Genomic DNA, 25265 nt, shown 5'->3' on the forward strand with positions numbered 1-25265 from the left:
TCCTTTATAGAATACGAATTACAAAGCTTATAAAGTAAAAACTTTTTTGCCCTAAAAAGCAAAACCCACCCTTGATAAATCAAGGATGGGAAAAAAATTGCTATGAAAAAGAAAATTAATATTGGTTGCCCAATATTATCTCAAATATACGTTTTTTATTTAAAAACGAGTTATTTAGAACTTACGAGAACATATCTTTAACTTTTTCAAAAAATGACTTATCAGATTTCTCTGGTTTAGGCTCAAAATTGTCATTGCCCTGCATTTTTTCAAAGAATTCTTTCTGTTCTTTATTCAACTCTTTAGGTGTCCAAACGTTTACATGTACCAATATATCACCAGCACCATATCCATTTAAACTTGTAATACCTTTACCTCTAAGTCTCAATATTTTACCAGATTGTATACCTGCTTCTAGCTTAATACGAACTTTACCACCAACGGCATCGATTTCTTTTGAAGTTCCTAAAACAGCTTCAGAAATACTTACGTAAAGATCATAATGTAAATTATCACCTTCTCTTTTAAGCGTGCTATGCTCTTGGGTTTCTATGGCAACTAATAAATCTCCCGGCACTCCGTTACCCGGGGCATCATTACCTTTATTAGGCACTTTTAACTGCATACCTTCTTCTACACCTGCAGGTATATTAATAGACACCGTTTCTTCAGCAACTTTTAGTCCTTGTGCATCTGCATCGCCAGGTTTACCGTCTAAAATTTGACCACTACCACCACAAGTACTACAAACAGCTGCTGTTTGCATTCTACCAAGTATCGTGTTCTGAATTTTTGTCACCTGCCCTCTACCATTACAAGTAGTACATGTTTTATAGGTAACGCCTTCGGCTTGAACTTTTCGTTTTACCTTAACTTTTTTCTCTACACCATTTGCAATCTCTTCTAAGGTCAATGTTACCCTAATACGAAGATTACTTCCTTTTACTCTTCGTTGACCACCGCCACCGCCGAAGCCACCAAAGCCTCCGCCGCCGAAGCCGCCACCGAAAATATCGCCAAATTGGCTGAAGATATCATCCATATTCATACCGCCGCCGCCAAAACCGCCGCCGCCACCGCCGCCTTCAAAGGCAGAATGACCAAACTGATCGTAACGAGCTTTCTTATCGGCGTCGCTTAATACTTCATAAGCTTCAGCAGATTTCTTGAACTTCTCTTCGGCGGAACTATCTCCCGGATTTTTATCTGGGTGATACTGCAATGCCTTTTTACGGTATGCTTTTTTTATTTCTGCAGCAGTTGCACTCTTACTGATGCCTAATACTTCATAATAATCTTCCTTCATTCCAATTTTTTAATTTCCTACTACTACTTTTGGATGCCTAATAATACGGTCGCCCAACTTAAACCCTTTTTCGATAACGTCGATAATCTTACCTTTCATCTTCTTGTCAGGTGCTGGTATTTGAGTTATTGCTTCATGTATATCTGCATCAAAAACATCACCTGCCTTAGCTTCGACCATTTCTAAACCTTTGCCCTTTAGAGTCTCTCTAAGCTTAACATTAATTAGCTCGATACCGGTAAAAGTTTCTTTATCTTCTGATTTTGCCAATTCTTTCATAGCCCTATCAAAATCATCTAAAACTGGTAATAATGAAACGATAACTTCTTGCCCTGCAGTCTTAAATAACTCCATACGTTCTTTAGAAGTACGTCTTTTATAATTCTCAAATTCTGCAAACAATCTTAAAAACTTATCTTTCTCTTTCGCTAGTTCATCGCTAAGCGTTTCTTCTACCGACTTTTCTTCCTCTTCCTCTTCATTCTCTTGTTCTTGCTCTTGACCTTCTAATAGCTCATCATCCAAGAATTCATCATCCAAAGTGTTTTCTTTATCACTCATAATATATTGTAATTTAAATCGCTGATTAAAAGCAGGCAAAAGTACTGCCAATTCTTTAAAAATGTCAAAATGTCACAAAAGTTTAAAAAAAAATCCGCCAAAAGCGGATTTAATTATAGCTGACAAATAGTTTAAGCTTTAAGACACAAATTGTTTTGTCACTTTATTTTTAGAATCAATACATTCGGTGTTTGTATTATAAATTGACCCGAGTGCTTGACAAATATTAGCGTATTGAAAAATAAAACCTTCTTCTTCTATTTTTTTACTGCTTACACGCTGACTTGCAAATAAGATATATGCCATTTTACCAAGTACGGCATACATGACAAACTTCGGAATATTTGGCAATATAAGTGGTTGATCTAATGCTTTCGCAATTTCTTTTACGAGCTTGACATTAGTTACAGGGTTTGGCGCAACACCATTAAATGTACCTTTTAATTCATACTTTGTTATATGTAGAAAAATAGCTGCCAAATCTGTTATGTGAATCCACGATTGCCATTGTTGACCAGAACCAAAAGCAGCACCTACATAATACTTAACCGGTTTTGCCATTTCTGGTAACGCCCCACCATCTTTAGACATTACAAGACCTATACGTACCTTAGCGACTTTTAATCCTAAGGGTTTGAATTCATTAATTTTCTTTTCCCAAATAGCGACCACCTCTCCTAAAAAACTATCATCAACAGCTGCTTCATCTTCAGTATAGTAGTTGCTTACCGAATCGGGATAAATGCCAATTGCAGATGCAGAAATAAGTGATTTTACGGTATGATTTTCATTTGCTAAAAGTGTACTCTTTAGCAACTCTAAGGTATTTACCCTACTATTTATAATTTCTTTCTTATAACTACTCGTCCATCGTTTAGAAATACTAGAACCAGCCAAATTGATGATAACAGAAACACCATCTAAACACTTAGCGTCTATTTCACCAGCCTTTGGATTCCAGAAGAAACCTTTGTAATTATCTTCTGAAACAATTTTGTTTTTACGTGTGGTTAGGTAATTAACGGCATAACCCTTTTTATGGCATTGAGATACCAACTCGCTACCCACTAAACCTGTCGCACCTGTTATCAATACTTTCATGGAATAAAGGTATCATTTTTGAAGGTTCTTGATACACTATTTAATTCCGATTTAACATTGTCGCCAAACCTATTGATGTACAAGGTGTTAAAGTTATATTAACAAGAAATTTATTATTGTTTTTTAGCCCTCAGCATTTCTCTTTTACCAGGAGGTCCAGGAAGTCGCTCTACAAGAAAACCTACTTCTAACATAGCCCGCCTAACACTACCTTTAGCTGCATAAGTAACCAAATACCCACCACTCTTCATAGCATTGAACATGATTTGAAAAATTTCTACCGTCCATAATTCTGGCTGTACGCGAGCGCCAAAAGCATCAAAATAAATGAGATCGTAAGTATTTAGCGCATCAATCTCTTTAAAAAATTTCTGTTGCTTGTTTAGACTAAAATTTTCAGCAATTTCTATTTCTTGCCCCCAAGGCGATGAATGCATTAAATCAAAATCATCTTTTCTAGAAAGTGATTTTAATTCTTCTAAATAATTTAATTGTTCGAGCTCTTCATTTGAAACCGGATAAGCCTCTACACCTGCATACTTTATTTGCAGATTGCGTTTTTCAAATTCAATAAGTGTGATAAACGCATTTAGCCCTGTACCAAAACCAATTTCTAGAATTTGAATTTCTTGGTCTTTGAATAAATCTAAACCAGACTTAATAAATACATGGTAAGCTTCTTGAATAGCACCATGTTTTGAGTGGTACTGTTCTTGCCAGTCCATAATCTGAATGGTTTTAGAACCATCGCCTGTAGTAATAATTTCTCTTTTCAAATTAATTTGGAACTAACACTCCCGATGCTTCGAAACTATATGTTCTTTTCGGAGTTGTAATTTTTGCTATCTCTTCTTCTGTCTTACCACCATCTTTAGCATAGTGCTGTTGATCACCAACACTCATTTCTTCCACAAATGCCAATCCATTTAAAACAACTTCTTTCTCTAGAATATCTGCCGGCATAAAGAATCCGTAATCTTTAAAACGCACCATTGCTTGCTCACCTTCTGGTAGCTCAACAATCATCCAACAACCTTTTACTTTGCAAACCTCTTTAACCTTAGTTTTAAATTGAAGGTTCAAAGAGTCAGCTACAGGCATTGAAGCAAATTTCTTCATGACATCATCTTTACTACTTAATTCGGTGATTTTAAATTCATCACCATAAAATTTTGATGAACTATTAGCCACATCTTGCTGTGCAAGACAAGTAAAAAACCCAAATAAAAACACAAGTAATATGTTAAATCCTTTCATAAATCCTAAAAATGTTGATATACCTGCAAAACTCATCAATTTAAAACTAAAAAAGAAGTGCTAGTAGGGATATTTGTTTAATTTTAATCAACTAAAGTTACGTATTTCATGAGTATTGCAACGAAAGATATCACAATAGAAAAGGTAAAAACCTCTAAAATTGACCAAGTAGATTTTGACAATCTTGCTTTTGGTTCTGTATTTTCAGACCATATGATGGTCTGTACCTACAAAAATGGTGCTTGGGAAATGCCAACAATAACGCCTTACCAGCCAATTACGCTAGATCCATCTTCGAAGATTTTTCATTACGGACAATCTATTTTCGAAGGTATGAAAGCCTATAAGGATGAAAAGAATGATGTCTACCTATTTAGACCATTAGAAAACCACAAGCGTTTTAATATTTCTGCGGAAAGAATGTGTATACCTCAAATTCCTGAAGATTACTTTATGGAAGGGCTTACCACGTTACTTAACCTAGATAAAGATTTTATACCTACCCAAGAAGGTAGTTCATTATATATAAGACCTTTTATGTTCGCTTCTGGTAATGGTTTTCATGCTTCACCTGCCGATGAATATAAATTCATTATCGCGTGTGCACCTTCTGGGGCATATTTTTCTGGTAAAGTAAAAGTACTTATTGAAGAGAAATATTCTAGATCAGCAAACGGTGGTGTTGGTTTCGCAAAAGCTGGCGGTAATTATGCAGGTCAATTTTACCCTACTCAATTAGCAGTAGCAAAAGGATACAACCAAGTAATCTGGACAGATGACACTACCCATGAATATATTGAAGAAGCGGGTGCAATGAACATCTTCATTAGAATTAATGATACCTTATTAACAGGACCTACGAGTGATCGTATTCTTGATGGTATCACCAGAAAAAGTATTTTAGATATCGCTAAAGACCAAGGTATAAAAACCGAGGTTAGAAAAATTACGGTCAAAGAAGTAGTTGAAGCAGCTAAAGATGGTTCTTTAAAAGAAATGTTCGGTGCTGGTACAGCAGCCGTTATTTCGCCTATTGCCGGTTTCGGATTTAGAGATACAGATTATGAGTTGCCAGAGTTAGATAATAGCTATGCACAACGACTAAAGAAAATTATAACAGATATACAGTACAACAAGTCTGAAGATAAGTTCGGATGGCGCTTTAAAGTAGAAGCATAAAAAAAAGGGGGCGAATCGCCCCCTTTTTTTATTTATCTAATATTACACCAATATTCGGTTTCGAATAATTAGGTCCTTTTAAAACCTTACCATCTTCCCGGTAAATAGGTTTACCATCTTCACCAAGCTTACTCATATTACTTCTTTGTATTTCATTGAATACCTCTTCAATTTTATACTGCATACCGTGCTCTAAAATAGTACCACATAATATGTATAACATATCACCTAAGGCATCAGCAACCTCAACTAGGTCATTATTCTGAGCTGCTTCTAAATACTCTTTATTCTCCTCATCCATTAAATTGAAACGCAACGTATTCTTCGCCGCCCCTAAATCTGCAATCATATCTTCTGAAACACCTAGACCAAAAGAATTATGAAACTCTTCTACTGCTTTGATTTTGTTTTTCATCTTTATTATACCGTTTTCCGTTAGCTTTGCGTAAAAATATGAAATATGTTTAGCACCGGACAAATCATTTTTGCAATCGCATTTGCAGTGGTTTTCGCCATTATTATTGTCATCACTTATAAAAAAGACTTCAAATTACACCAAAAGAATTATAAAGGTGTTAAATGGATTGGTGTTTTCTTTACACTATTCGTAGCATTCCTATTATTTATAAAGTTTTTCCTAAAGGAATAGTTAATTTTTTTCCTACACCACAAAAATTAACATTTTCACAACAAAACACTGATTATCGGCGTTTAATATACCAAATACCGTAATTTTGCGTTATTCATCTATAAGATGTAATATATTATGACGACATTTCTTACAATTTTCTTAGTATTAGTAGGTATTAACATTGCCTTGGTAGCGATTAGTTTGATAAGTGTTTCTCAAAAAGCGAAAACACCATCTCAAAAATCGGCTAAACAACCAACTTCTGTAATCTATCCGTTAGATTTACTTACTACTAGCTACAAGAAAGCAGTTTAGTTTTTACCTTTATAAGGTATGAAACAATTTTTACTGGTTTTTATAGGCGGAGGGTTTGGTAGTATTTTAAGATACTATATATCAAAGAACCTGAATGCCTACTATTCAAATTTCTATCTAGGTACATTTCTAGTCAATATTATTGGTTGCCTACTTATAGGTATATTAATAGGTCTCTCTCTCAAGAACAATTACATTTCAGAAAATCAAACTTTACTATTAGCCACCGGTTTCTGCGGGGGCTTTACTACTTTCTCTACATTCGCATTAGAAAGCAACATTCTTTTTAAAGAATCTTCATTACTTCAAACATCCTTATATATGGGTCTAAGTGTATCGATTGGTATACTAGCCATATCATTAGGGCTATGGATTTGCAGAATGTTATAGATTTAACATTCACCATCCACTATTTTATTTTTATTCATTTTTTTAAGTATTTGCTGTTTTATTAAACAATCGTTAGATAATCGCACAATTTCCTGACGATTATTCTATGATATAGACCAAATCACCTTTTCCACTTCTTGGTATCTTCAGTATTATCATCTTTAAATAACAATACCCTAATTTTTTAGGGGTATATATTATCATACTGATAAAAATCAGTATTCAGACCCTATTATTTTTAGGGTCTGAATGTTTTTAACATATATTTGGCAGTATCAAAAACTTATTCAAATGAAAAAAATCGAGGCAATTATCAGAAAATCAAAGTTTGACGATGTCAAAGAGGCGTTGCACAATATTGAAGTGAACTTCTTTAGTTACTGGGATGTAACAGGAGTAGGAAATGAAAAACAAGGTCATGTTTATCGTGGCATTTCATATAGCACTACAGACATACAACGCAGGTATTTATCTATTGTAGTATCTGACGACTTTCTTGACAAAACAGTGAGTTCAATTCTTGAATCTGCATATTCTGGTAATGTCGGCGATGGTAAAATATTTGTTTCTGAGGTTCAGGAAGCTTACCGAATTAGAACTAAGGAAAAAGGCTTGGCAGGAATTAACTAATCTTAAAAATAAATCACTCAAAAAATTACAAATATGAATGAAGTAACACAAGAATCGATGGACAAGGCTTTGGAAGCCATAAATGCCGACATGGGGGCATTATGGATTGTACTCGCCGGTATTTTAGTCTTCTTTATGCAAGCTGGGTTTACTTTGGTAGAAGTTGGTTTTACCAGAAGTAAGAATACCGGAAATATTATCATGAAAAACTTAATGGACCTTGCAATTGGATCTCTTTTGTTTTGGGCTGTAGGTTATGGTATAATGTATGGAAGTGATTTAGTATTAGGAGGATTATTTAGATCTAGCCCAACAGATCAAGGGTATTTCTTTTTTAGTGCTACAGACTGGTACAATTTATTCTTTCAAACTGTATTTTGTGCTACAGCAGCTACAATTGTATCTGGTGCAGTTGCAGAACGTACTAAATTTTCAACATATTTAATTTTATCAGCCGTATTAACAACACTAATCTACCCTATATCTGGTAGTTGGTACTGGCCATTTGATGATGATGCATGGTTGAACGCCGCTGGTTTTATAGATTTTGCAGGATCTTCAGTAGTACATGCTGTTGGTGGCGGTGCTGCCTTGGTAGCTGCTATTATGGTTGGCCCTAGAATTGGCAAATATGTTGACGGAGAAGTAAAAGCTATACCAGGTCATAATATGTTATTAGGATCACTTGGTGTATTTATACTATGGTTAGGTTGGTTTGGTTTCAACGGTGGATCTCAATTAGCTTGGGGTGGTGATGATACTATAGCAGCAGGTAGTGTAATTATAAACACTAATTTATCTGCAGCAATCGGTGCTATTGCAGCACTTTTCTTGACTTGGTTGAGATATGGAAAACCAGACCTTTCAATGACTTTGAACGGCGCACTTGCAGGCTTAGTAGGTATAACCGCTGGTTGTGGAGCAGTAAACGCATATGGTGCAATTGCCATTGGTTTAGTTTGTGGTTTAGCAGTAGTACTTTCTATCGAACTATTAGATAAAAAATTAAAGATAGATGATCCTGTTGGAGCAATTTCTGTACATGGTACATGTGGTTTTCTTGGAACCGTATTAGTAGGAGTCTTCGCTTTAGATGGCGGTCTATTATATGGCGGTGGAGCTAGTCTTCTTTGGGTACAAACTTATGGCTCTCTTGCCTATATTCTTTGGGCTGCCTTTGGAACGTTCGTTGTACTATTTATATTAAAGAAAACAATCGGATTACGTGTTTCAAAACAAGATGAGATTGAAGGATTAGATCTTACCGAGCATGGATTAGAAGCTTATCCAGAACATATATCAAGCGACAAATAAAAAATACGGAGCGTTTTGCAGAACGCTCCGTTACATAACCTATCAATAAATTACTCAAATTAATTCATCCCCTACGGGGTAAAAATCAAAATTTATGAAAACGATTATTAATACAAAGTACGTAAAAAATATTTTCGCAACAGGTCTTATGCTTTTTGCAGCTGCTGGCGTAGTAGCTCAAGAAGAGGAAGAAGAGAAAAAGATAAGCATTAGCGGTTCTGTTGATGCCTATTGGAGAACAGCTTTTAAAGATGGTGGAGCTGCAACCACAGCTACGGGAACTTCTTTTGCTAACCAAACTGGTTTTGCATTAGGTATGGCAAATATTATAGGTAGCTATGAAATGGAAAATACCGGTGTTGTAGTAGATTTAGTTTTTGGACCTAGAGGAACAGAAGCTACTTTTGAAAACGACGTTTTAAATGGTGTTATCAACCAAGCTTATGCTTACTGGAATGTCTCTGACAAAGTAACTCTTACAGCTGGTCGTTGGAATACATTTTTAGGTTACGAGGTAATAGCACCTGCTGCCAATTTTAACTATAGTGTTTCTTATTTATTTTCAAATGGACCTTTTTCTCACCTAGGTGTTAAAGCTGATATCGCTTTATCAGATGATGTTAGCTTAATGTTATCGGTTTCAAATCCTTGGGATGTTAATGACACAAGTTCTACAGGAGATTATGCTTTTGGTACTCAATTAGGTGCTTTTGACCAATACCTAAACTTATACTACGATAGTGGTAGTAATGGTGGTCTAGGTTTTGAAATTGATTATACTGGTGGATTTGATATTTCTGAAGATTTCTTCTTTGGAATAAATGCGGCTTACAATGATAACTCAGAAACTGGAACTGGTTTTTATGGAGCAGCGATTTACCCACAATTAACAACTTCAGAAAGTTTTGCTATTGGTTTAAGAGGAGAATATATTGCATTCACTGATGATTTACTAGATGATGATGTTCCTGTACTTGGATTAACTCTTACAGGAAGTTTTACAAAAGATAATTTGATTATTAAGCCAGAAATTAGATTAGATAGTTTTGGTAATGACGTTGAGCCATTTATAGAAAGTGATGGTATCGGCACAACTAATAGCCTATCTACTTTTGCAATAGCAGCTATCTACTCTTTCTAAGTAGTTGATAATATTAATGGTTGATTTTATAGTTTAAGTTTTAAAACCTCGGCAATACCTGCCGAGGTTTTTTTATTTACAAAAACTAATGATCAAAAGCTTTTACCCCTACCCTAATCTCAGTATTCAAATTATTTACAGCTGGCACCAAAGGACAACTGAATTTCTTGTTATAAGCGCAATACGGATTATATGCTTTGTTGAAATCTAGAACAATCGTATTGCCATCTGGTATTCTTAAATCTAAGTACCGACCACCACCATAAGTCTCTTCGCCATTTGTTTTATCTGTAAAAGGCAAAAACAAATAGTCCACGTATTTTTCTTGAGTAATTAAATCTGGAGATTGGTAAATTTCCAATTCATATGCTTTTCCATTAATAGTAAACTTAGCGACACCATAAACAACCTCTGTAGATTCTCTACCTGTAGTAGTTGGCATTGCAAACGGCAATGCTTCGGGCGTTCTTACCAACTGTGCTTCAATTACATAATTAGTATCTGGCGCAAAAAAATCTAAAGTTTCAAATTTAATTCGAAAACGATCCGCTAAAGGAGAAGTTTCAGGATCTTTAAATTCAGCATTCAATTCTTCTTGGAACAATAAAATATCGGCTAATTTATCTGATGTTACCGTAGCTGCTATACCGTTCTTTACATCATGATATTTTTTTTCTTGTCCGCATGAAACAAACATTCCTAAAACTAAAACCGCAATACATAATCTCATATCTCTAACTTTACACTTCAAAAATACAATTTATTCGTTGTAACTTTTTTTACTTATAATCGTACTTTAGAACCTTATACATTTTGAATATGAAATTTACCAATATTTTGCCACTATTTCTTATCATCTTAATAAGCTGTCAAGAGAAAAAATCTACAGTTGAAAAAGAAATAATCGCTGAAGATGCTAGAATAATGCCCGAGCTAAATCCTGAAAGCTACAATGTTGCTTTTCTTATTATGGATGGTACTTTCAATACTGAATTTACGGCACCTTTCGATATTTTTCAGCATACAAAATATAGAGAGAATATTAAGGCAATGAACACTTTTATTGTTGCCAACACCTTAGAACCCATAACCACTTTTGAAGGGGTACGCATTCTACCAGATTATGATTACACGAAAGACGATCTACCTCAAATAGACATATTGGTAGTGCCAAGCGCAGAGCATTCAATGGATAGCGATTTGAAAGACACGGCTATGTTAGATTTTATCAAAAAGGTTGACAAAAGTGCGCTATATATGACTAGCCATTGCGACGGAGCATTCCCTTTAGCAAAAACGGGGATTTTAGATTCGGTTGCTTCAACGACTTTCCCTAGTGATGTAGAAAACTACAGGAAAATGTTTCCTAATCTGAATATAAAAGATAACGTACTATTTGTTCACGACGGAAAGTATATTACCTCTGCAGGCGGAGCCAAAAGCTTTGAAGCTGCACTATATTTATGCGAAGTACTATATGGAAAAGAGATTGCCAAATCTCTAGCTAAAGGATTAGTTATTGATTGGGATGTAGAAAAAGTGCCACACCTTACTGTTCAATAACATCATATCTAGCACCTTTCAGGTACTTTTCGACCACCTCATTGAATTCAGGCATTATTCTGAACAATGATGTGTGCTCTATATCATACAACCCTTCTTTATCCGTATAACCGTTTTTTAAAAGTTCTTCTAAATAGAATAAGGCCGTACCGTAATCTTCCATTTTTGAACTCATTGAGATTACCTTTAAATAACCATCATGTTCTGCAGGTGCAGTTATGGTTTTTATCATGTATAATAAATTTAAAGCTTCAAAATCTACTTTCTCATCAGCAGCTATATAATCTATATTATCAGAAACTAGGGCATTTATATAACCTCTTAATCTACTTGACATTTGACGTTCGAACAAATTAGAACTCTTATCTAATTTATTTAATTCTTCCATCTGAAAATTCCACCATCCTAAATTAGCATAGTTGTAGGAAATAATATCTTCCTCTAAATAATATCCGTAATCTTCTTTCGTGAATGACTCCTTCAGAAAATAACTATTTTGACTTCTATTAGCCTGCCTATAAGACGTACTACGTTTAAAAACCTTTTGAGAAGCCTTTAAAGAATCTAACTTCATTAAAGGATAGAAAATTTTCTCCATATCAAACATTTGATATGTAGCTAAAAGTGGTTTCTGGTTTGATACATTCTTATTTACATCGACCAAAAACTCATCGTATGAACTTTTTATTAAACTATCGTTTCGCTGTATATGACCTTTAGCCATACTGGTCAATGTCAACATTCTAAATGCTTTCGCAATTATCTCTTTCTCTGGTAGATTTCGAGCACCATCAAACACCAACAATTCATTTGGGAATTTTAATTTATTCAGCACCTGCTTGGTATTATACATTGAAGTAAAATTATAATCTGATCTATTGACCAAACCAATAAACTGAAAAGGTTGTTTTGTATTTAATATTTCAACATTACCAACCGATGCCCCTATAGAAATAACACCTTTTATCTCTCGAACAAACGTAGGTAAAATAGATGCGAACATTGCACCACTTCCAAACCCTGCAGTATATGTGCGGTTTTTTGCAGTAGGTATTGTATTAAAAACAGCATTAAACATTCTGTTTGCAATTAGCACGTTTTCAGAAATAGCAAGTGAATCACTAAGATTATTAGAACTTGCCAAAACATAGCCTTCTTGCTCAGCGGCATTAATTAAAATTGACACCGCTGCCTTTCCCTTCCCTTTCAAATCCATCACAAAAGCAACAGGCCAAGGTCTATTCACTTCAAAATTAGAAGGTAAATAAAGTGAGTATGTATCATTTACAGTATCATTTACAACTAAATTATCTGTAATGGCACCTCTCAAAAGTCTAAGCTCTTGAGAATACACTACCGAAGAAATTAAAACGAAGGCAAGGAGTAGTATTTTTTTCATCATTTATTTTACATCAAAAATCTAGCCAAAATAATTATCAATAAACAGTCTTTTTAAATTGAATTACAAATTACCTAAAGCTAGTTAAAACAATTAAATAAAAATTCTATTTTATCTTGTGCATTGGGGCATTCGAAATTACCTGCGATAAAACAATATGCGTTCTAGTTTCACCATATTGAATTAATTGATCAATAAATTTTTCTAGATGAAACTGATCTTTTAAAACAACCTCCATGACTATATTCTCATTTCCGGTAATTCGATAACAGTTTATGACTTCTTCTAAAGTAAGAACCACAGACAAAAATGGTTTTAATTTTCCCATGAAAGCCCGCAATGTTATAATGGCTTTTAATTGATGACCTGTCAACGCATGAGACACGGTAGCCTTATAACCTTGTATAATACCAAGGTCTTCCATTTTTTTAACACGTTCAGCAACTGCAGGTGCTGTGAGCCCTACGGTACGCCCAATATTTGCAAATGATTCTCTAGCATTATTTTGCAATTGTTTCAGTATTTTCCAATTAAGCTCGTCTATCTTTGGATTCAAAAGTTTTTCTGTTTAATTTTTTATTATCAAAGGTAAAAATACAAATTACGTTTGTATTCGATAGAAAATTTACAAATAACTAACGTAATTTTATGTGACGCTAATTACACCCCACATAATGGCATATCGAAGTTTAAAACATTTACCTATTTATAGGAAAGCATTGGAACTCTGCACCATGAGCAGAGAGATTGCCTCGTATGTATCTTTCAATAAAGATCTCATGCGCCTTTGCGAATCGAAGAGCCTTAGAGATATAATGGCTAATTCTATTTTAACCGATTCTATTCTTATACCTCAAAAAATCGCACAAGTAGAGTATTCTAATTGTAGCAATGAACGTTTAGAAACCATTTCTTACATAAATATTATCATCAGAAATATCAACTCGTACTGTATGGGTTTAGAGAAGCATGGTGTAAAAGAAACGGAGTATATTAATCTACTTAGAAAAGAAATTAAAAGTTTTAGAAAGTCATATAAGGTTTGGAAATCTGAACACTCTTAATCAATCTAAATTCTTCTGAAAATACAAGTTATAGCAGGCATTTTAAGAATTATGGTCTATTTTTGATGCTATAATTAGAATTCCATTGAAAACAACAATTTTAATCCATTGTCCGGATCAAGCAGGTATTATATGCACCGTAACCGGATTTATAAGTAAAAACAAGGGCAACATTGTTTACCTTGATCAGCATGTAGACAAACCAGCTAACGTATTTTTTATGCGTACCGTGGTAGAATTTGAAGAAGACTTCTCTGACTTAGCTCATTTTAAAGCCCTTTTTCAAAAAGAGTTGGCTTCCACATATAACATGCAATGGAGTATACACACAGACGATAAATTACCTAAAATGGCTATTTTCGTTTCTAAGTACAAGCATTGTCTTTATGATTTATTAAGTAGATACCGTTCTGGTGAATTAGAGGTTGAAATACCTTTTATATTAAGTAACCATAATGACCTACGACACATAGCTGATCAATTTAATATTCCTTTCTTTCATGTTCCTTTCACTAAAGAGAACAGAGTTGAAGCAGAAAAGGAACAGTTGGCGCTGTTAGAAAAGCATGATATCAACTTCATTGTATTGGCTAGATATATGCAAATCGTTAGCGGAACACTTATCAATAAGTTCCCTAATAAGATTATAAATATTCACCATTCATTCTTACCAGCGTTTGCAGGAGCAAAACCTTATCATGCAGCTTTTAAAAGAGGCGTAAAAATTATCGGTGCAACGAGTCATTATGTAACAGAAGAACTAGATGCAGGTCCGATCATTGAGCAAGATGTAACCACGGTAACTCACTCCCACTCCATTGAAGATTTCATTGCCAAAGGTAGAGATTTGGAAAAAATCGTGCTTTCAAGAGGTGTAAAACTTCATATTGCACGTAAAACGATGGTCTACAACAATAAAACCGTAATATTCTCGTAAGTACAATAGACCCTAAATAAATTTCATTAAGATGATAAAAAAAGTAAGCTTAGCTATATGCATGTTACTAGCTGTTTCATGTGCAGAGTTACAACAGGTAGTAAATCAATTACCAACTTCTACAGAAGGTGTTTTAAGTAACGATGCCATTGCAAACGGATTAAAAGAAGCATTAGACCTCGGTATCGAAAAACAGGTTAGCAAACTAACTGCAACTGATGGTTTCTACAAAAATGAGTTAGTAAAAATATTATTACCAGAAGATTTACAGAAGGTAGATAAGACTTTACGCGATATAGGCTTAGGTAGCTTAGCAGATGAAGGATTAAAAGTTTTAAATCGCGCAGCTGAAGATGCTGTTTCTGAAGCAACCCCAATTTTTGTGAATGCTGTAAAAGACATGTCTTTCGTAGATGCCAAAAATATACTTTTAGGAAGCAATGACGCTGCAACTTCTTATTTGGAAACAAAAACGAATACTGAATTGTATGCAAAATTCAATCCGGTAATAAATGAGTCTTTCAAAAAGGTAGGTGCAGATAAAATTTGGAGCTCGATAATTACGAAATACAATGCTATACCACTTACAAATAATGTTAATCCTGATTTAACGGATTACGTTACTGAACAAGCTCTTTCAGGTGTATATAAAATGATAGCTGTTGAAGAAGAGGAGATTAGAACAAAATACTCATCTAGAACAACAGATGTACTTAAAAAAGTATTTGCACTTCAAGATAAAAAGTAGTTTTTTTAAAACTATTACAATAACTTAAAAAGTTATGCGTTAAAAACTAGAGAACAGTATTAAAGCATTCAATTTCAATTTTTTGAGTTAGTTATTTTTTGAGTTAGTTAGTTAGTTAAAAACCGGTGGGAGCATCGGTTTTTTTTGTTTTAAACTTTTTCAAAGAACGAAAAAGCTAATATCACATAATTCAAGAATCAATTAGCCCTGCTGCACTAAATAAGCCACTACCTTCTCGTTGAAAAAATTAGGCTGCTCTACATTAACTACATGACCACAGTCTTCAACTACGATTAACTGAGAATGCTGATGAGATTTTGCTATTTTACGAATGCTAGGTAAAAACAGATAATCTTCTTCACCCATAACATAAAGCGTAGGTATTTTAATATCTGCAGATCTAAAAAATTGTAGTAGCGGATTAATCTCTGACGTAAGTTTGAACCAACGAATAAATTCTTTTTGATACAATTTCTTTGCTTCACGCACAAAGAGCAATCTAGACTCTCTGTGATTCTTATTAGGCATTATAATAATTGCGAAGAATTTGTACAACCACAGGTAAGGTATAACTGTTTTAAACACGACACCAAGTTTAATAAGTATTTGAGAACGTAGGTTCAGCTTCATAATAGCGCCACCCATAACCATACTCTCTACTCGTTCAGGATGATTTTCTGCTAAATTTCTAATCAGTATCGTACCTAACGAAATACCAACAAAGTGCGATTTCTCAATTTTCTCATGATCAATAACCTCAACGATATCATTAGTAATAACATCAAAGGTATATTTTTCATCAAAAACATTCTTAAGGCTAGGTTTAGAATTACCGTGCCCTCGCAAATCTAAAAGCAATACATTAAAATGCTTTTTAAATTCTCGAATTTGCTTATACCATATAGAAGAACTACCACCTGCACCATGCACAAAGGTGACCCAGGTAGTAGAAGTTTCATGTGGATACGTTATATAATGAAGCAAATTGAATGTTTATTTAAAATTCAGTTAATCTACAATGTATTAATTCTTTTTGACATAGCATTTAGGAAAATCAAAATTCAATTAAAACAGCCGCTCTTTTATGTTTTAATCTGCAGAAATGTTAAAAAAAAGACATATTACCTATTAATTAGATGTATAGCTCAACATACCCACGTCCAAAACTTGATTCTGAACGTATATTTGTAAGAACATAAAATTAGTATAATGAACAAGCAGTATTGTAAGGTAGGATCGGTAACACCAATGGAAGCAAATAATGATATCATCAGCTTATTGGAGTATCAATATCAGACTTTTTTAGAAAAAGCTTCAAATATTCAATCAAACACTCAATTAGGAGAATTTTTCGAATCAAAAGCACAGAAAATCAAAAGAACTCTAGAAGAATTAGTTTAATTTTTCTAGCTCTATTTTCATAGCTTCTTGTAATTCTTCAGCCTTAGCTTTGGCTGCATCTGCAAAATTTTCTTGATCAGACGCATATATTATTCCGCGTGAAGAATTAATTAGTAGACCAATATCTTTGGTCATACCATATTTACACACATCTTTCAAGCTTCCGCCTTGCGCACCTACACCAGGTACCAATAAAAAGCTATTAGGTACTATCTCGCGAATTTCTTTAAGATATTCAGCCTTGGTAGCCCCTACTACATACATTAAGTTCTCAGACCCCTTATAAGTTGTAGAAACAGATAGCACTTCTTTATAAAGTTCTACCCCGTCTATCTTTTTTGTCTGAAAATCAAAAGCACCTTCATTTGAAGTTAGTGCCAGTAAAATAGTATGCTTATCCTCAAAGGCTAAAAAAGGCTCAACAGAATCTCTCCCCATATAAGGAGCTATAGTTATGGAATCAAAATTTAAATCTTCAAAAAATGCCTTAGCATATCTTGTAGAAGTATTACCTATATCTCCCCTTTTAGCATCTGCAATGGTAAAAATATCAGGATAATTAGCATTTAAATATTTAATCGTTTTACGCAATGCCGACCAACCTTGTACTCCATAAGCTTCATAAAAAGCAATATTTGGCTTATACGCCACGCACAATTCATGAGTAGCGTCGATAATAGCTTTATTGAAAGAGAAAATAGGATCTTCTTCTTCTAATAAAAAAGCCGGAATCTTTTCTAAATCGGTATCTAAACCAATACACAAAAAAGATTGTTTCTTATGTATTTGATCTACTAACTCTTGAGTGGTCATAAATTAAAATATCTCAGAGGCCTCCCTCAATTTCTCTGTATTTTCTACAAAACTTAATTCGTCTATTATTTTTTGAACGTCACCGTCTATAATGTTAGACAAATCATATAAAGTAAGACCTATTCGGTGATCGGTAACTCTACCTTGTGGGTAGTTGTATGTTCTAATCTTTGCAGAACGGTCACCACTACTTACTTGAGAGTTTCGTTTAGCAGCATCTTCTTCTTGCTTCTTTGCCAATTCTAAATCGTATAATCTAGAACGAAGTACTCTAAAAGCTTTGTCCTTATTTTTATGTTGCGATTTTTGATCTTGACATTGCGCGATCAATCCGGTTGGTATGTGCGTTAAACGTACCGCAGAATATGTTGTGTTCACAGACTGACCACCAGGACCAGAAGAACAGAAAAAATCTATTCTTACATCTTTAGGATCTATTTGCACATCAAATTCTTCAGCTTCAGGTAAAACCATAACTGTAGCTGCACTCGTATGTACTCGACCCTGTGTTTCTGTTTGAGGTACACGTTGTACACGGTGTACACCAGCTTCAAATTTCAAAGTTCCATAAACATTAGTACCAGAAACCTCGAACTGAATTTCTTTGTAACCACCACTAGTACCTTCACTAAGGTCAATTACATTAGTTTTCCATCCTTTGCTCTCACAATACTTTGTGTACATTCTAAAAAGATCACCTGCAAAAATACTAGCTTCATCTCCACCCGTTCCGGCTCTGATTTCTACTACTACATCTTTTGCATCTTCTGGATCTTTAGGGATCAGCATTAACTTAATATCCTCTTCAAGCTTTGGCAATCCGCCTTTAGCCTCATCCAATTGCATTTTTGCCATTTCAATCATTTCCGCATCACTTCCATCAGCAATAATCTCTTCGGCTTCGGTAATATTATTGGTAAGCTCAAGATATTCTTCTCGCTTATCCATTAAATCTCTAAGATCTTTATATTCTTTTGTGAGTTTTACATATTTCTCTTGGTCAGATATAATACCTGGCTGAATTATAAGGTCTGAAACCTCATCAAAACGTTGTTTTACTATGTTTAACTTGTCTATCATATGCTTACTTCACTTGTATGGCAAATTTACAATAAAATTACAGACACACTAAAGCGATTATTACGGTAAGAATTTAAAATGAGAAAGTGATTCTGTATAAATGAAATCTAATAAAGCAATATACCATTGCTTTTATGCATTTTATTGTTGCTATCCACAATAATTACCTCTGTATCGCCCAACTGATTAATTAGTGCAAGCCCTGCATCAAGACCCATTACAAATATCGAAGTAGCTAATGCATCTGATGTTTCGGCACTTTTGGAAAAAACCGAAACACTATTAATACCCGTTGCCGGATACCCAGTTTTTGGATTTATAATATGAGTGTATTTTTCATTACCTGACAATATAAAATTACCATCGCCACCAGTCGTAGCTACTGAAGATTCTAAAATAGGAATCCAGGAAGATATACCGCCTTTTAAATCAGGGTTCACCACACCTATAAGCCATTTATCTCCTGTTACTTTTGTACCCCAAGTAGTAATATCGCCATCTATATTGATAATACCCGCTTTTACCTCATTAGAAACTAATAAAGCTTTTACCTTATCTGCAGCAAAACCTTTACCAATACCACCAAAAGAAATTCGCATTCCTTTTTTATTAAGATAAACGGTTTGTTCTTTACTATTTAGTATAATGTTCTTATACCCAATTTTACGCTTTACTTCATTTATCTCACTTGAAGTTGGCATGGCATCCATAGAACCATCGAGTTTCCAAATATCGTTTAACGTTGTAAACGTAATATCAAAAGCACCATTCGTAATTTCAGATAATAGAATAGATCGCTCTATAAGTTTATACAGCTCCCAACTTACAGGTACAGGTTTGATTCCTGCATTTTTATTTACCAAGCTCGTTTCAGATTCTTCATCCCAAGAAGAAATAAGTTTTTCTATTCTTTGCACTTCTGCCAACGCCTCTAGTATATAAATATACCCTAGTTCTTCATCTTCAGAAATTACGGTAATATCAAATTCACCGCCCATTACCTCGTAAGATTTCTTAACCGTTACGTACTGTTTCTCTTGACCGTACGCAAAGCAGGTCATTAGACATAAAATTAAGACATAAAATTTCTTCACTTATTTTCTCTATTTGGTGGTAAATATTGACATAAAGAATAAAGAAGTTAGGTTGGTGTAGTTATGGTTTACGAATTAGTAGCGTGATGTTTATTCAAAAACACGCAATATAGAACCCTCTAGGCTGGTATTATAAATCTTTAAAGACTTAGAAGTACTATTCGGAATTTCATTTAACGGCGTACCGGTTTGCGAAAATTTAGACCCATGTACATCGCAATAAAAAATACCTCCATCTTGATTTACAAATCGTACTTGATCGTATTGCTCGTGGCTACAGATTTGAGTTGCAGCAACAAATTCGCCTTCAAGATTTTTAACGACAACTACTAAGTTTTTAAGAATAAAACCTCCGTTCTTAGCCAGCTTTGCAGCTTCAGAAGACTCAAGATCGATTGTAAAATCTACATCGGTTGGTTGGGCTACAATATCACCTTCTACATCGCTATCTTTTGAACAGCTTCCTAAACAAGGAAAAGTAATTGCAAATGCTGCACCGGCACCAAGTGTTCGTAAAAATTTTTTTCTTTCCATAGCAAGATAGGTTTATACAAAAAGAACGATTTATTTACCCTAATCGTATGTGCTAATACACAAAGGTGCCATACTTACTTGAAATTGTTAGTTTTTTCGAATTTGAAGCCTCTACCCTACCGATAATTTGAGCATTTACACCAAAACTTTTCGAGATTTCAATGATATCATTTGCTACATCTTCAGGAAGATAAAATTCTAATCGATGACCACAATTAAAGACTTTATACATCTCTTTCCAATCTGTACCTGACTGTTCTTGAATCAATTGAAAAAGCGGTGGCACATCAAATAAATTATCTTTTACCACATGCAATTCATCAATAAAGTGAAGAATTTTCGTTTGCGCCCCTCCACTACAATGAATCATTCCGTGGATTTCGCTTGAATTATATTTTGAAAGTATTTTTTTAACGATAGGTGCATAAGTTCTCGTTGGCGATAATACTAATTTACCAGCATCGATAGGTGAATTCTCAACCGTATCTGTCAACTTCACATTACCAGAATAAACAAGATCTTTAGGTACTTCGGCATCAAAACTTTCTGGAAATTTTTCAGCTAAGTAATTCGAAAAAACATCATGGCGGGCAGAAGTGAGTCCGTTACTTCCCATTCCTCCATTATACTCCTTCTCATAATTGGCTTGACCAAAAGACTCTAAACCAACAATAACATCACCCGCTTTTATATTCGCGTTGTCAATAACATCAGTTCTTTTTAATCTAGCGGTAACAGTAGAATCTACAATAATGGTTCTCACCAAATCACCGACATCAGCAGTTTCACCACCAGTAGAATGAATGGTAATACCAAATTCACCTAAATCATTGATCAATTCTTCGGTACCATTTATAATTGCTGAAAGAACCTCTCCCGGAATTTTATTTTTATTTCGACCTATGGTAGAAGAAAGCATAATATTATCAGTTGCCCCAACACAAATAAGATCATCGATATTCATAATCAACGCATCTTGTGCGATACCTTTCCACACAGAGATATCTCCGGTTTCTTTCCAGTACATATATGCCAAAGAAGATTTGGTACCTGCGCCGTCTGCATGCATTACCAAGCAATACTCTTCATCTCCCGTTAAATAATCAGGAACGATTTTACAAAACGCTTTCGGAAAAAGACCTTTGTCAATATTCTTTATCGCATTGTGTACATCTTCCTTTGAAGCTGACACGCCGCGTTGCTGATATCTTTCACTGCTTGATGTGGACATAATTTAGATTTGTGGCAAAAATAAGGGAATCATTAAAACTGCCACTGCTGTTCAGCTTAATATTCCCTCAATTTTTTCAATTACGAATTTGACTTACTGAATAAATAATAATTCTCTATACTTTGTTAACGGCCATAAGTTATTGTCCATCAGTTTTTCTAGTTTATCACTATGCATTCTAATCTCAACAAAATATGGTTTTACATTATGGCAATATGCTTCAGCCTTCTTCTTCGTATCTTTTAAAGAATTTGCTTTTTTACGAGCATCTGCCATAGCATCTACCATTTTTTTAATACCTACTACATGCTCTGCAATTTCTTCGATCATGGTCAATTGTCCCTCAGAGAATTTTTTATGAGCTGCACCATAGATCTCTTTTAATCCCGAGACGTTCTTAATCAACTTATTTTGATACTCTAACGCTGCCGGCATAATATAACCATACACCAACTCATTATACACTCTACCCTCTATCTGTAGATGCATAATATAATTTTCTAAATCTACCTCTTGGCGAGCACTAACCTCTACCTCGCTCATTACGTTCATTGACTCAAATAGCGCAATACTATTTTTTGATGTCAATACCTCAAGAGCTTCTGGCGTATTTTTATTGTTGCTTAACTTTCTTCTTTTGGCTTCATTTTCCCAGTCGGCACTATAACCGTCACCATCAAAACGAATTCTTTTAGAAGTCTTGATATACTCACGAAGCACATTAAATACAGCTTCGTCTTTTTTCAAGCTTTTCTTATCGATCAATACATCGACCTCTTTTTTAAAATCTCTTAATTGCTTCGCAACTATAGTATTCAAAATGGTCATCGGCTTAGAGCAATTCATTTTTGCACCCACACCACGCATCTCAAATTTATTGCCCGTAAATGCGAAAGGCGAAGTTCTATTACGATCGGTATTATCCATCAATATTTCAGGAATTTTACCTACAACGTTCAACTTTAGCTCTGTCTTTTCTTCAGGTGACAATTTCCCTTTAGAAACACCTTCCAACTCATCTAGTACATTACTTAACTGTGAGCCAACAAAAATTGAAAATATAGCAGGTGGTGCTTCATTAGCCCCTAAACGATGGTCATTACCTGCCGATGCAATTGAAGAACGCAAAAGCTCTTCGTACGAATCAACTGCTTTAATCGTATTTATAAAAAAGGTTAGAAATTGAAGATTTTTCATTGGCGTAGAACCCGGACTCAATAAATTAACTCCGGTATCTGTTGCTAACGACCAGTTATTATGTTTACCAGAACCATTAATACCAGCAAAAGGTTTCTCATGAAAGAGCACCTTAAGTTGATGTTTATCTGCAATCTTATCCATCACATCCATTAATAATAGGTTATGATCAATAGCTAGGTTAGCCTCTTCAAAAACAGGAGCTAATTCGAACTGATTCGGTGCAACTTCATTATGTCTCGTTTTAACAGGAATACCCAGCTTGGTGCATTCTTTTTCTAAATCGCTCATAAAACTTAACACGCGACTAGGTATTACTCCGAAATAATGATCATCTAACTGTTGTCCTTTTGCTGGTGTTTCACCAACCAAAGTGCGACCCGTCATCATAATATCTGGTCTAGAATGTGCAAGAGCTTTATCAATTAAAAAGTATTCTTGCTCCCAACCTAAAGTAGCATTTACCTTAGTGACGGTTTTATCAAAATATTTAGCAACAGCTGTAGCGGCATCATCAACAGCACCTAATGCCCTTAACAAAGGCGCTTTATTATCTAAAGCTTCACCTGTATATGAAACAAAAATAGTAGGTATACATAATGTGGTACCATAAATAAAAGCTGGTGAAGATGGATCCCATGCGGTATACCCCCTTGCCTCGAACGTATTTCTAATTCCGCCACTTGGAAAACTAGAAGCATCTGGTTCTTGCTGCACCAATTGTCCGCCTCCAAATTTTTCTAAAGCCGTACCATCTGGCAAGAGATCAAAAAATGCATCGTGTTTTTCTGCTGTAGAACCTGTTAATGGCTGAAACCAATGCGTATAATGCGTAGCACCCATGGTAATTGCCCAACCTTTAATAGCCTCGGCCACTTGATCAGCTATTTTTCTGTCAATTTTAGAACCTGAAATCATAGCGCCCTTTAAACTCGCTAAGGCATCTTTGGTAAGATATTGCAACATCTTTTTTTCATTGAAAACGTTGACTCCGAACAACTCAGAACGTCGACCTTTCTCCTCAATTGCTATACTTTTTCTCTTCTGACTTTCGGCTATGGCAGTAAATCTTGGTGATTTCATATGTAAATACATTGTTAATTTGACAAAATTACGTTCAATAAATATAAATATGATAAAATACCCAATAAAAAATAGGGGTAGATAACAGAAAATTTAATTTTTCAACATTAACCCCCTAAAAAAACGTAACCAAATCATAAAAAACATATTTTTGTTTGTCTTTTATTAAAAAATAACGAACATATTATGGCTAAAATTAAATTAGAATATATCTGGTTAGATGGATATTTTCCGACTCAAAACCTGAGGAGCAAAACTAAGGTAGAAGAACACGAAGATTTCAAAGGTACATTAGAGGAATTAGACAATTGGTCTTTTGATGGCTCTTCAACGAAACAAGCTGAAGGTGGATCATCTGACTGCTTATTGGTACCTGTAGCTATATACCCAGACCCTTCTAGGATAAACGGTTATTTAGTTATGACGGAAGTTATGAATGCAGACGGAACTCCGCATGTATCTAATGGAAGAGCTACGATTGATGATGAAGATGAAGATTTCTGGTTCGGTTTTGAGCAAGAGTATTTCATTATGGATACCAAAACACAATTACCTTTAGGTTTCCCAATTGGTGGTTACCCAGCACCTCAAGGAATGTACTACTGCTCTGTAGGTGGTAAAAATACGCATGGTAGAGGTTTAGTTGAAGAACATGCTGACCTTTGTATCGATGCAGGTTTAAATTTTGAAGGAATTAACCAAGAGGTTGCTTCTGGACAATGGGAATATCAATTATTTGCAAAAGGCGCTAAAAAAGCCGGTGACGAAATTTGGATTTCTAGATACCTTTTAGACAGGTTGACTGAAAAATATGGTTACTATATCGATTACCATCCAAAACCATTAGGAAAAGACATGGATTGGAATGGATCTGGTATGCATGCAAACTTCTCTAACACGACATTAAGAACTTGTGGCTCTAAAGATACTTACGCAGCTATCTGCGAATCTTTCCGTCCGTTTGTTAAAGAACACATTGCTGTATACGGTGAGTTTAACGACCAACGTTTAACTGGTTTACATGAAACTGCAGCTATTACAGATTTCTCTTGGGGAGTTTCAGATAGAGGTGCTTCAATACGTATTCCAATTATTGCTGTTGAAAAAGGATATAAAGGATGGTTAGAAGACAGAAGACCTGCTTCAAATGCTGATCCATATAAAATTGCAGCTAGAATTATTAAGACGGTTAAAACTGCAAAGGTTTAATACCAAGTTAATTGTTGATTATACTAAAAACGCCTTGGAATTTTTCCAGGGCGTTTTTTATTTGCACTATTTTAATTGAAAGTATAC

The 25265-nt window shown here is 34.7% G+C and carries 28 protein-coding genes; 12 read left to right on the top strand and 16 right to left on the bottom strand.

Annotation, left to right across the window (positions count from 1 at the left end; genetic code table 11):
* Positions 1–181 precede the first annotated feature (181 nt).
* From dnaJ to QSV08_RS10950, 5 genes are all read right to left on the bottom strand, one after another.
* Positions 182–1306, bottom strand: a complete 1125-nt coding sequence (gene dnaJ, locus QSV08_RS10930) for a molecular chaperone DnaJ (RefSeq protein ID WP_073243251.1) — start codon at positions 1304–1306, stop codon at positions 182–184.
* A gap of 9 nt (positions 1307–1315) precedes the next feature.
* The gene (locus QSV08_RS10935) at positions 1316–1867 is read right to left on the bottom strand and encodes a nucleotide exchange factor GrpE (RefSeq protein WP_324023279.1); all 552 of its coding nucleotides are present in this window, start codon (positions 1865–1867) and stop codon (positions 1316–1318) included.
* Positions 1868–2005: 138 nt separating this feature from the next.
* The gene (locus QSV08_RS10940) at positions 2006–2968 is read right to left on the bottom strand and encodes a TIGR01777 family oxidoreductase (protein WP_324023280.1); all 963 of its coding nucleotides are present in this window, start codon (positions 2966–2968) and stop codon (positions 2006–2008) included.
* A gap of 113 nt (positions 2969–3081) precedes the next feature.
* Positions 3082–3744 (bottom strand): tRNA (5-methylaminomethyl-2-thiouridine)(34)-methyltransferase MnmD, encoded by a 663-nt coding sequence (gene mnmD / locus QSV08_RS10945; protein ID WP_324023282.1) that lies wholly within the window; start codon positions 3742–3744, stop codon positions 3082–3084.
* A gap of 1 nt (position 3745) precedes the next feature.
* Positions 3746–4261 carry a DUF4920 domain-containing protein gene (locus tag QSV08_RS10950; RefSeq protein ID WP_324023283.1) on the bottom strand — a complete coding sequence of 172 codons (516 nt, stop codon included), beginning with the start codon at positions 4259–4261 and terminating at the stop codon, positions 3746–3748.
* A 72-nt stretch (positions 4262–4333) separates the two neighbouring features.
* Between QSV08_RS10950 and QSV08_RS10955 the strand changes: the two genes are divergently transcribed.
* Positions 4334–5404 carry a branched-chain amino acid aminotransferase gene (locus QSV08_RS10955; RefSeq protein ID WP_324023284.1) on the top strand — a complete coding sequence of 357 codons (1071 nt, stop codon included), beginning with the start codon at positions 4334–4336 and terminating at the stop codon, positions 5402–5404.
* 28 nt (positions 5405–5432) lie between these two features.
* On the opposite strand, the gene QSV08_RS10960 is transcribed toward QSV08_RS10955, so the two are convergent.
* Entirely contained in the window at positions 5433–5819 is a 387-nt protein-coding gene (locus QSV08_RS10960; protein ID WP_324023286.1) for a nucleoside triphosphate pyrophosphohydrolase family protein, read from the bottom strand.
* Positions 5820–6170: 351 nt separating this feature from the next.
* Here QSV08_RS10960 and QSV08_RS10965 point away from each other — a divergent pair, with 351 nt between their 5' ends.
* From QSV08_RS10965 to QSV08_RS10985, 5 genes are all read left to right on the top strand, one after another.
* A complete protein-coding gene (locus QSV08_RS10965; RefSeq protein ID WP_324023288.1) occupies positions 6171–6350 on the top strand; it encodes a hypothetical protein in 180 nt (59 codons plus the stop codon).
* Positions 6351–6368: 18 nt separating this feature from the next.
* Positions 6369–6740 (top strand): fluoride efflux transporter CrcB, encoded by a 372-nt coding sequence (gene crcB / locus QSV08_RS10970; RefSeq protein WP_324023290.1) that lies wholly within the window; start codon positions 6369–6371, stop codon positions 6738–6740.
* Between the two features lie 291 nt (positions 6741–7031).
* Positions 7032–7370 (top strand): P-II family nitrogen regulator, encoded by a 339-nt coding sequence (locus QSV08_RS10975; protein ID WP_324023291.1) that lies wholly within the window; start codon positions 7032–7034, stop codon positions 7368–7370.
* Between the two features lie 33 nt (positions 7371–7403).
* Positions 7404–8684 carry an ammonium transporter gene (locus QSV08_RS10980; protein WP_324023293.1) on the top strand — a complete coding sequence of 427 codons (1281 nt, stop codon included), beginning with the start codon at positions 7404–7406 and terminating at the stop codon, positions 8682–8684.
* 94 nt (positions 8685–8778) lie between these two features.
* Positions 8779–9825 carry an outer membrane beta-barrel protein gene (locus tag QSV08_RS10985; RefSeq protein WP_324023294.1) on the top strand — a complete coding sequence of 349 codons (1047 nt, stop codon included), beginning with the start codon at positions 8779–8781 and terminating at the stop codon, positions 9823–9825.
* A gap of 85 nt (positions 9826–9910) precedes the next feature.
* Here QSV08_RS10985 and QSV08_RS10990 read toward each other — a convergent pair whose 3' ends face one another.
* The gene (locus QSV08_RS10990; protein WP_324023295.1) at positions 9911–10555 is read right to left on the bottom strand and encodes a DUF1684 domain-containing protein; all 645 of its coding nucleotides are present in this window, start codon (positions 10553–10555) and stop codon (positions 9911–9913) included.
* 89 nt (positions 10556–10644) lie between these two features.
* Here QSV08_RS10990 and QSV08_RS10995 point away from each other — a divergent pair, with 89 nt between their 5' ends.
* On the top strand, positions 10645–11388 hold the full coding sequence (locus tag QSV08_RS10995) for a DJ-1/PfpI family protein (protein WP_324023297.1): 744 nt from the start codon (positions 10645–10647) through the stop codon (positions 11386–11388).
* Here the strand turns inward: QSV08_RS10995 and QSV08_RS11000 are convergent.
* Together QSV08_RS11000 and QSV08_RS11005 are read right to left on the bottom strand one after the other, a co-directional pair.
* Complete coding sequence (locus QSV08_RS11000) at positions 11375–12790, bottom strand: alpha/beta hydrolase (protein WP_324023298.1); 1416 nt, start codon at positions 12788–12790, stop codon at positions 11375–11377. The genes QSV08_RS10995 and QSV08_RS11000 overlap by 14 nt on opposite strands.
* A gap of 103 nt (positions 12791–12893) precedes the next feature.
* Positions 12894–13343 carry an Lrp/AsnC family transcriptional regulator gene (locus QSV08_RS11005; RefSeq protein ID WP_073243226.1) on the bottom strand — a complete coding sequence of 150 codons (450 nt, stop codon included), beginning with the start codon at positions 13341–13343 and terminating at the stop codon, positions 12894–12896.
* 178 nt (positions 13344–13521) lie between these two features.
* Between QSV08_RS11005 and QSV08_RS11010 the strand changes: the two genes are divergently transcribed.
* The 3 genes from QSV08_RS11010 to QSV08_RS11020 all read left to right on the top strand — a co-directional run bounded on the left by QSV08_RS11010 (position 13522) and on the right by QSV08_RS11020 (position 15536).
* Positions 13522–13851, top strand: a complete 330-nt coding sequence (locus QSV08_RS11010; RefSeq protein ID WP_244534027.1) for a hypothetical protein — start codon at positions 13522–13524, stop codon at positions 13849–13851.
* Between the two features lie 85 nt (positions 13852–13936).
* Positions 13937–14788, top strand: a complete 852-nt coding sequence (gene purU / locus QSV08_RS11015) for a formyltetrahydrofolate deformylase (RefSeq protein ID WP_324023300.1) — start codon at positions 13937–13939, stop codon at positions 14786–14788.
* A gap of 31 nt (positions 14789–14819) precedes the next feature.
* A complete protein-coding gene (locus tag QSV08_RS11020) occupies positions 14820–15536 on the top strand; it encodes a DUF4197 domain-containing protein (RefSeq protein WP_324023302.1) in 717 nt (238 codons plus the stop codon).
* A 201-nt stretch (positions 15537–15737) separates the two neighbouring features.
* On the opposite strand, the gene QSV08_RS11025 is transcribed toward QSV08_RS11020, so the two are convergent.
* Positions 15738–16520, bottom strand: a complete 783-nt coding sequence (locus QSV08_RS11025; protein ID WP_324023303.1) for an alpha/beta fold hydrolase — start codon at positions 16518–16520, stop codon at positions 15738–15740.
* A gap of 225 nt (positions 16521–16745) precedes the next feature.
* Between QSV08_RS11025 and QSV08_RS11030 the strand changes: the two genes are divergently transcribed.
* Positions 16746–16937: a hypothetical protein gene (locus QSV08_RS11030; protein WP_073243216.1), complete on the top strand. Its 192-nt coding sequence runs from the start codon at positions 16746–16748 to the stop codon at positions 16935–16937.
* Here the strand turns inward: QSV08_RS11030 and pyrF are convergent.
* From pyrF to QSV08_RS11060, 6 genes are all read right to left on the bottom strand, one after another.
* Entirely contained in the window at positions 16929–17750 is an 822-nt protein-coding gene (gene pyrF, locus QSV08_RS11035; RefSeq protein WP_324023305.1) for an orotidine-5'-phosphate decarboxylase, read from the bottom strand. The two genes, QSV08_RS11030 and pyrF, sit on opposite strands and share 9 nt — an antisense overlap.
* A gap of 3 nt (positions 17751–17753) precedes the next feature.
* On the bottom strand, positions 17754–18830 hold the full coding sequence (prfA, locus tag QSV08_RS11040) for a peptide chain release factor 1 (protein ID WP_324023307.1): 1077 nt from the start codon (positions 18828–18830) through the stop codon (positions 17754–17756).
* A gap of 107 nt (positions 18831–18937) precedes the next feature.
* A complete protein-coding gene (locus tag QSV08_RS11045) occupies positions 18938–19891 on the bottom strand; it encodes an FAD:protein FMN transferase (protein ID WP_324023309.1) in 954 nt (317 codons plus the stop codon).
* Between the two features lie 123 nt (positions 19892–20014).
* Positions 20015–20458 carry a ubiquinol-cytochrome c reductase iron-sulfur subunit gene (locus QSV08_RS11050; RefSeq protein ID WP_324023311.1) on the bottom strand — a complete coding sequence of 148 codons (444 nt, stop codon included), beginning with the start codon at positions 20456–20458 and terminating at the stop codon, positions 20015–20017.
* Positions 20459–20510: 52 nt separating this feature from the next.
* The gene (locus QSV08_RS11055; protein ID WP_324023313.1) at positions 20511–21689 is read right to left on the bottom strand and encodes an AIR synthase related protein; all 1179 of its coding nucleotides are present in this window, start codon (positions 21687–21689) and stop codon (positions 20511–20513) included.
* A 93-nt stretch (positions 21690–21782) separates the two neighbouring features.
* Positions 21783–23969, bottom strand: a complete 2187-nt coding sequence (locus tag QSV08_RS11060) for a glutamine synthetase III (protein ID WP_324023315.1) — start codon at positions 23967–23969, stop codon at positions 21783–21785.
* A gap of 186 nt (positions 23970–24155) precedes the next feature.
* Here QSV08_RS11060 and QSV08_RS11065 point away from each other — a divergent pair, with 186 nt between their 5' ends.
* Positions 24156–25178 carry a glutamine synthetase beta-grasp domain-containing protein gene (locus QSV08_RS11065; protein ID WP_324023317.1) on the top strand — a complete coding sequence of 341 codons (1023 nt, stop codon included), beginning with the start codon at positions 24156–24158 and terminating at the stop codon, positions 25176–25178.
* Positions 25179–25265: the final 87 nt, after the last annotated feature.

Origin of the sequence: Maribacter sp. BPC-D8 (assembly GCF_035207705.1) — a bacterium.
GTDB lineage: Bacteria > Bacteroidota > Bacteroidia > Flavobacteriales > Flavobacteriaceae > Maribacter.

Coding starts and splice junctions, on each gene's coding strand:
- dnaJ (WP_073243251.1), bottom strand. CDS start 1,306: ATGAAGGAAGATTATTATGAAGTATTAGGCATCAGTAAGAGTGCAACT.
- QSV08_RS10935 (WP_324023279.1), bottom strand. CDS start 1,867: ATGAGTGATAAAGAAAACACTTTGGATGATGAATTCTTGGATGATGAG.
- QSV08_RS10940 (WP_324023280.1), bottom strand. CDS start 2,968: ATGAAAGTATTGATAACAGGTGCGACAGGTTTAGTGGGTAGCGAGTTG.
- QSV08_RS10950 (WP_324023283.1), bottom strand. CDS start 4,261: ATGAGTTTTGCAGGTATATCAACATTTTTAGGATTTATGAAAGGATTT.
- QSV08_RS10955 (WP_324023284.1), top strand. CDS start 4,334: ATGAGTATTGCAACGAAAGATATCACAATAGAAAAGGTAAAAACCTCT.
- QSV08_RS10960 (WP_324023286.1), bottom strand. CDS start 5,819: ATGAAAAACAAAATCAAAGCAGTAGAAGAGTTTCATAATTCTTTTGGT.
- QSV08_RS10965 (WP_324023288.1), top strand. CDS start 6,171: ATGACGACATTTCTTACAATTTTCTTAGTATTAGTAGGTATTAACATT.
- crcB (WP_324023290.1), top strand. CDS start 6,369: ATGAAACAATTTTTACTGGTTTTTATAGGCGGAGGGTTTGGTAGTATT.
- QSV08_RS10975 (WP_324023291.1), top strand. CDS start 7,032: ATGAAAAAAATCGAGGCAATTATCAGAAAATCAAAGTTTGACGATGTC.
- QSV08_RS10980 (WP_324023293.1), top strand. CDS start 7,404: ATGAATGAAGTAACACAAGAATCGATGGACAAGGCTTTGGAAGCCATA.
- QSV08_RS10985 (WP_324023294.1), top strand. CDS start 8,779: ATGAAAACGATTATTAATACAAAGTACGTAAAAAATATTTTCGCAACA.
- QSV08_RS10990 (WP_324023295.1), bottom strand. CDS start 10,555: ATGAGATTATGTATTGCGGTTTTAGTTTTAGGAATGTTTGTTTCATGC.
- QSV08_RS10995 (WP_324023297.1), top strand. CDS start 10,645: ATGAAATTTACCAATATTTTGCCACTATTTCTTATCATCTTAATAAGC.
- QSV08_RS11000 (WP_324023298.1), bottom strand. CDS start 12,790: ATGATGAAAAAAATACTACTCCTTGCCTTCGTTTTAATTTCTTCGGTA.
- QSV08_RS11010 (WP_244534027.1), top strand. CDS start 13,522: ATGAGCAGAGAGATTGCCTCGTATGTATCTTTCAATAAAGATCTCATG.
- QSV08_RS11020 (WP_324023302.1), top strand. CDS start 14,820: ATGATAAAAAAAGTAAGCTTAGCTATATGCATGTTACTAGCTGTTTCA.
- QSV08_RS11030 (WP_073243216.1), top strand. CDS start 16,746: ATGAACAAGCAGTATTGTAAGGTAGGATCGGTAACACCAATGGAAGCA.
- pyrF (WP_324023305.1), bottom strand. CDS start 17,750: ATGACCACTCAAGAGTTAGTAGATCAAATACATAAGAAACAATCTTTT.
- prfA (WP_324023307.1), bottom strand. CDS start 18,830: ATGATAGACAAGTTAAACATAGTAAAACAACGTTTTGATGAGGTTTCA.
- QSV08_RS11045 (WP_324023309.1), bottom strand. CDS start 19,891: ATGACCTGCTTTGCGTACGGTCAAGAGAAACAGTACGTAACGGTTAAG.
- QSV08_RS11050 (WP_324023311.1), bottom strand. CDS start 20,458: ATGGAAAGAAAAAAATTTTTACGAACACTTGGTGCCGGTGCAGCATTT.
- QSV08_RS11055 (WP_324023313.1), bottom strand. CDS start 21,689: ATGTCCACATCAAGCAGTGAAAGATATCAGCAACGCGGCGTGTCAGCT.
- QSV08_RS11060 (WP_324023315.1), bottom strand. CDS start 23,969: ATGAAATCACCAAGATTTACTGCCATAGCCGAAAGTCAGAAGAGAAAA.
- QSV08_RS11065 (WP_324023317.1), top strand. CDS start 24,156: ATGGCTAAAATTAAATTAGAATATATCTGGTTAGATGGATATTTTCCG.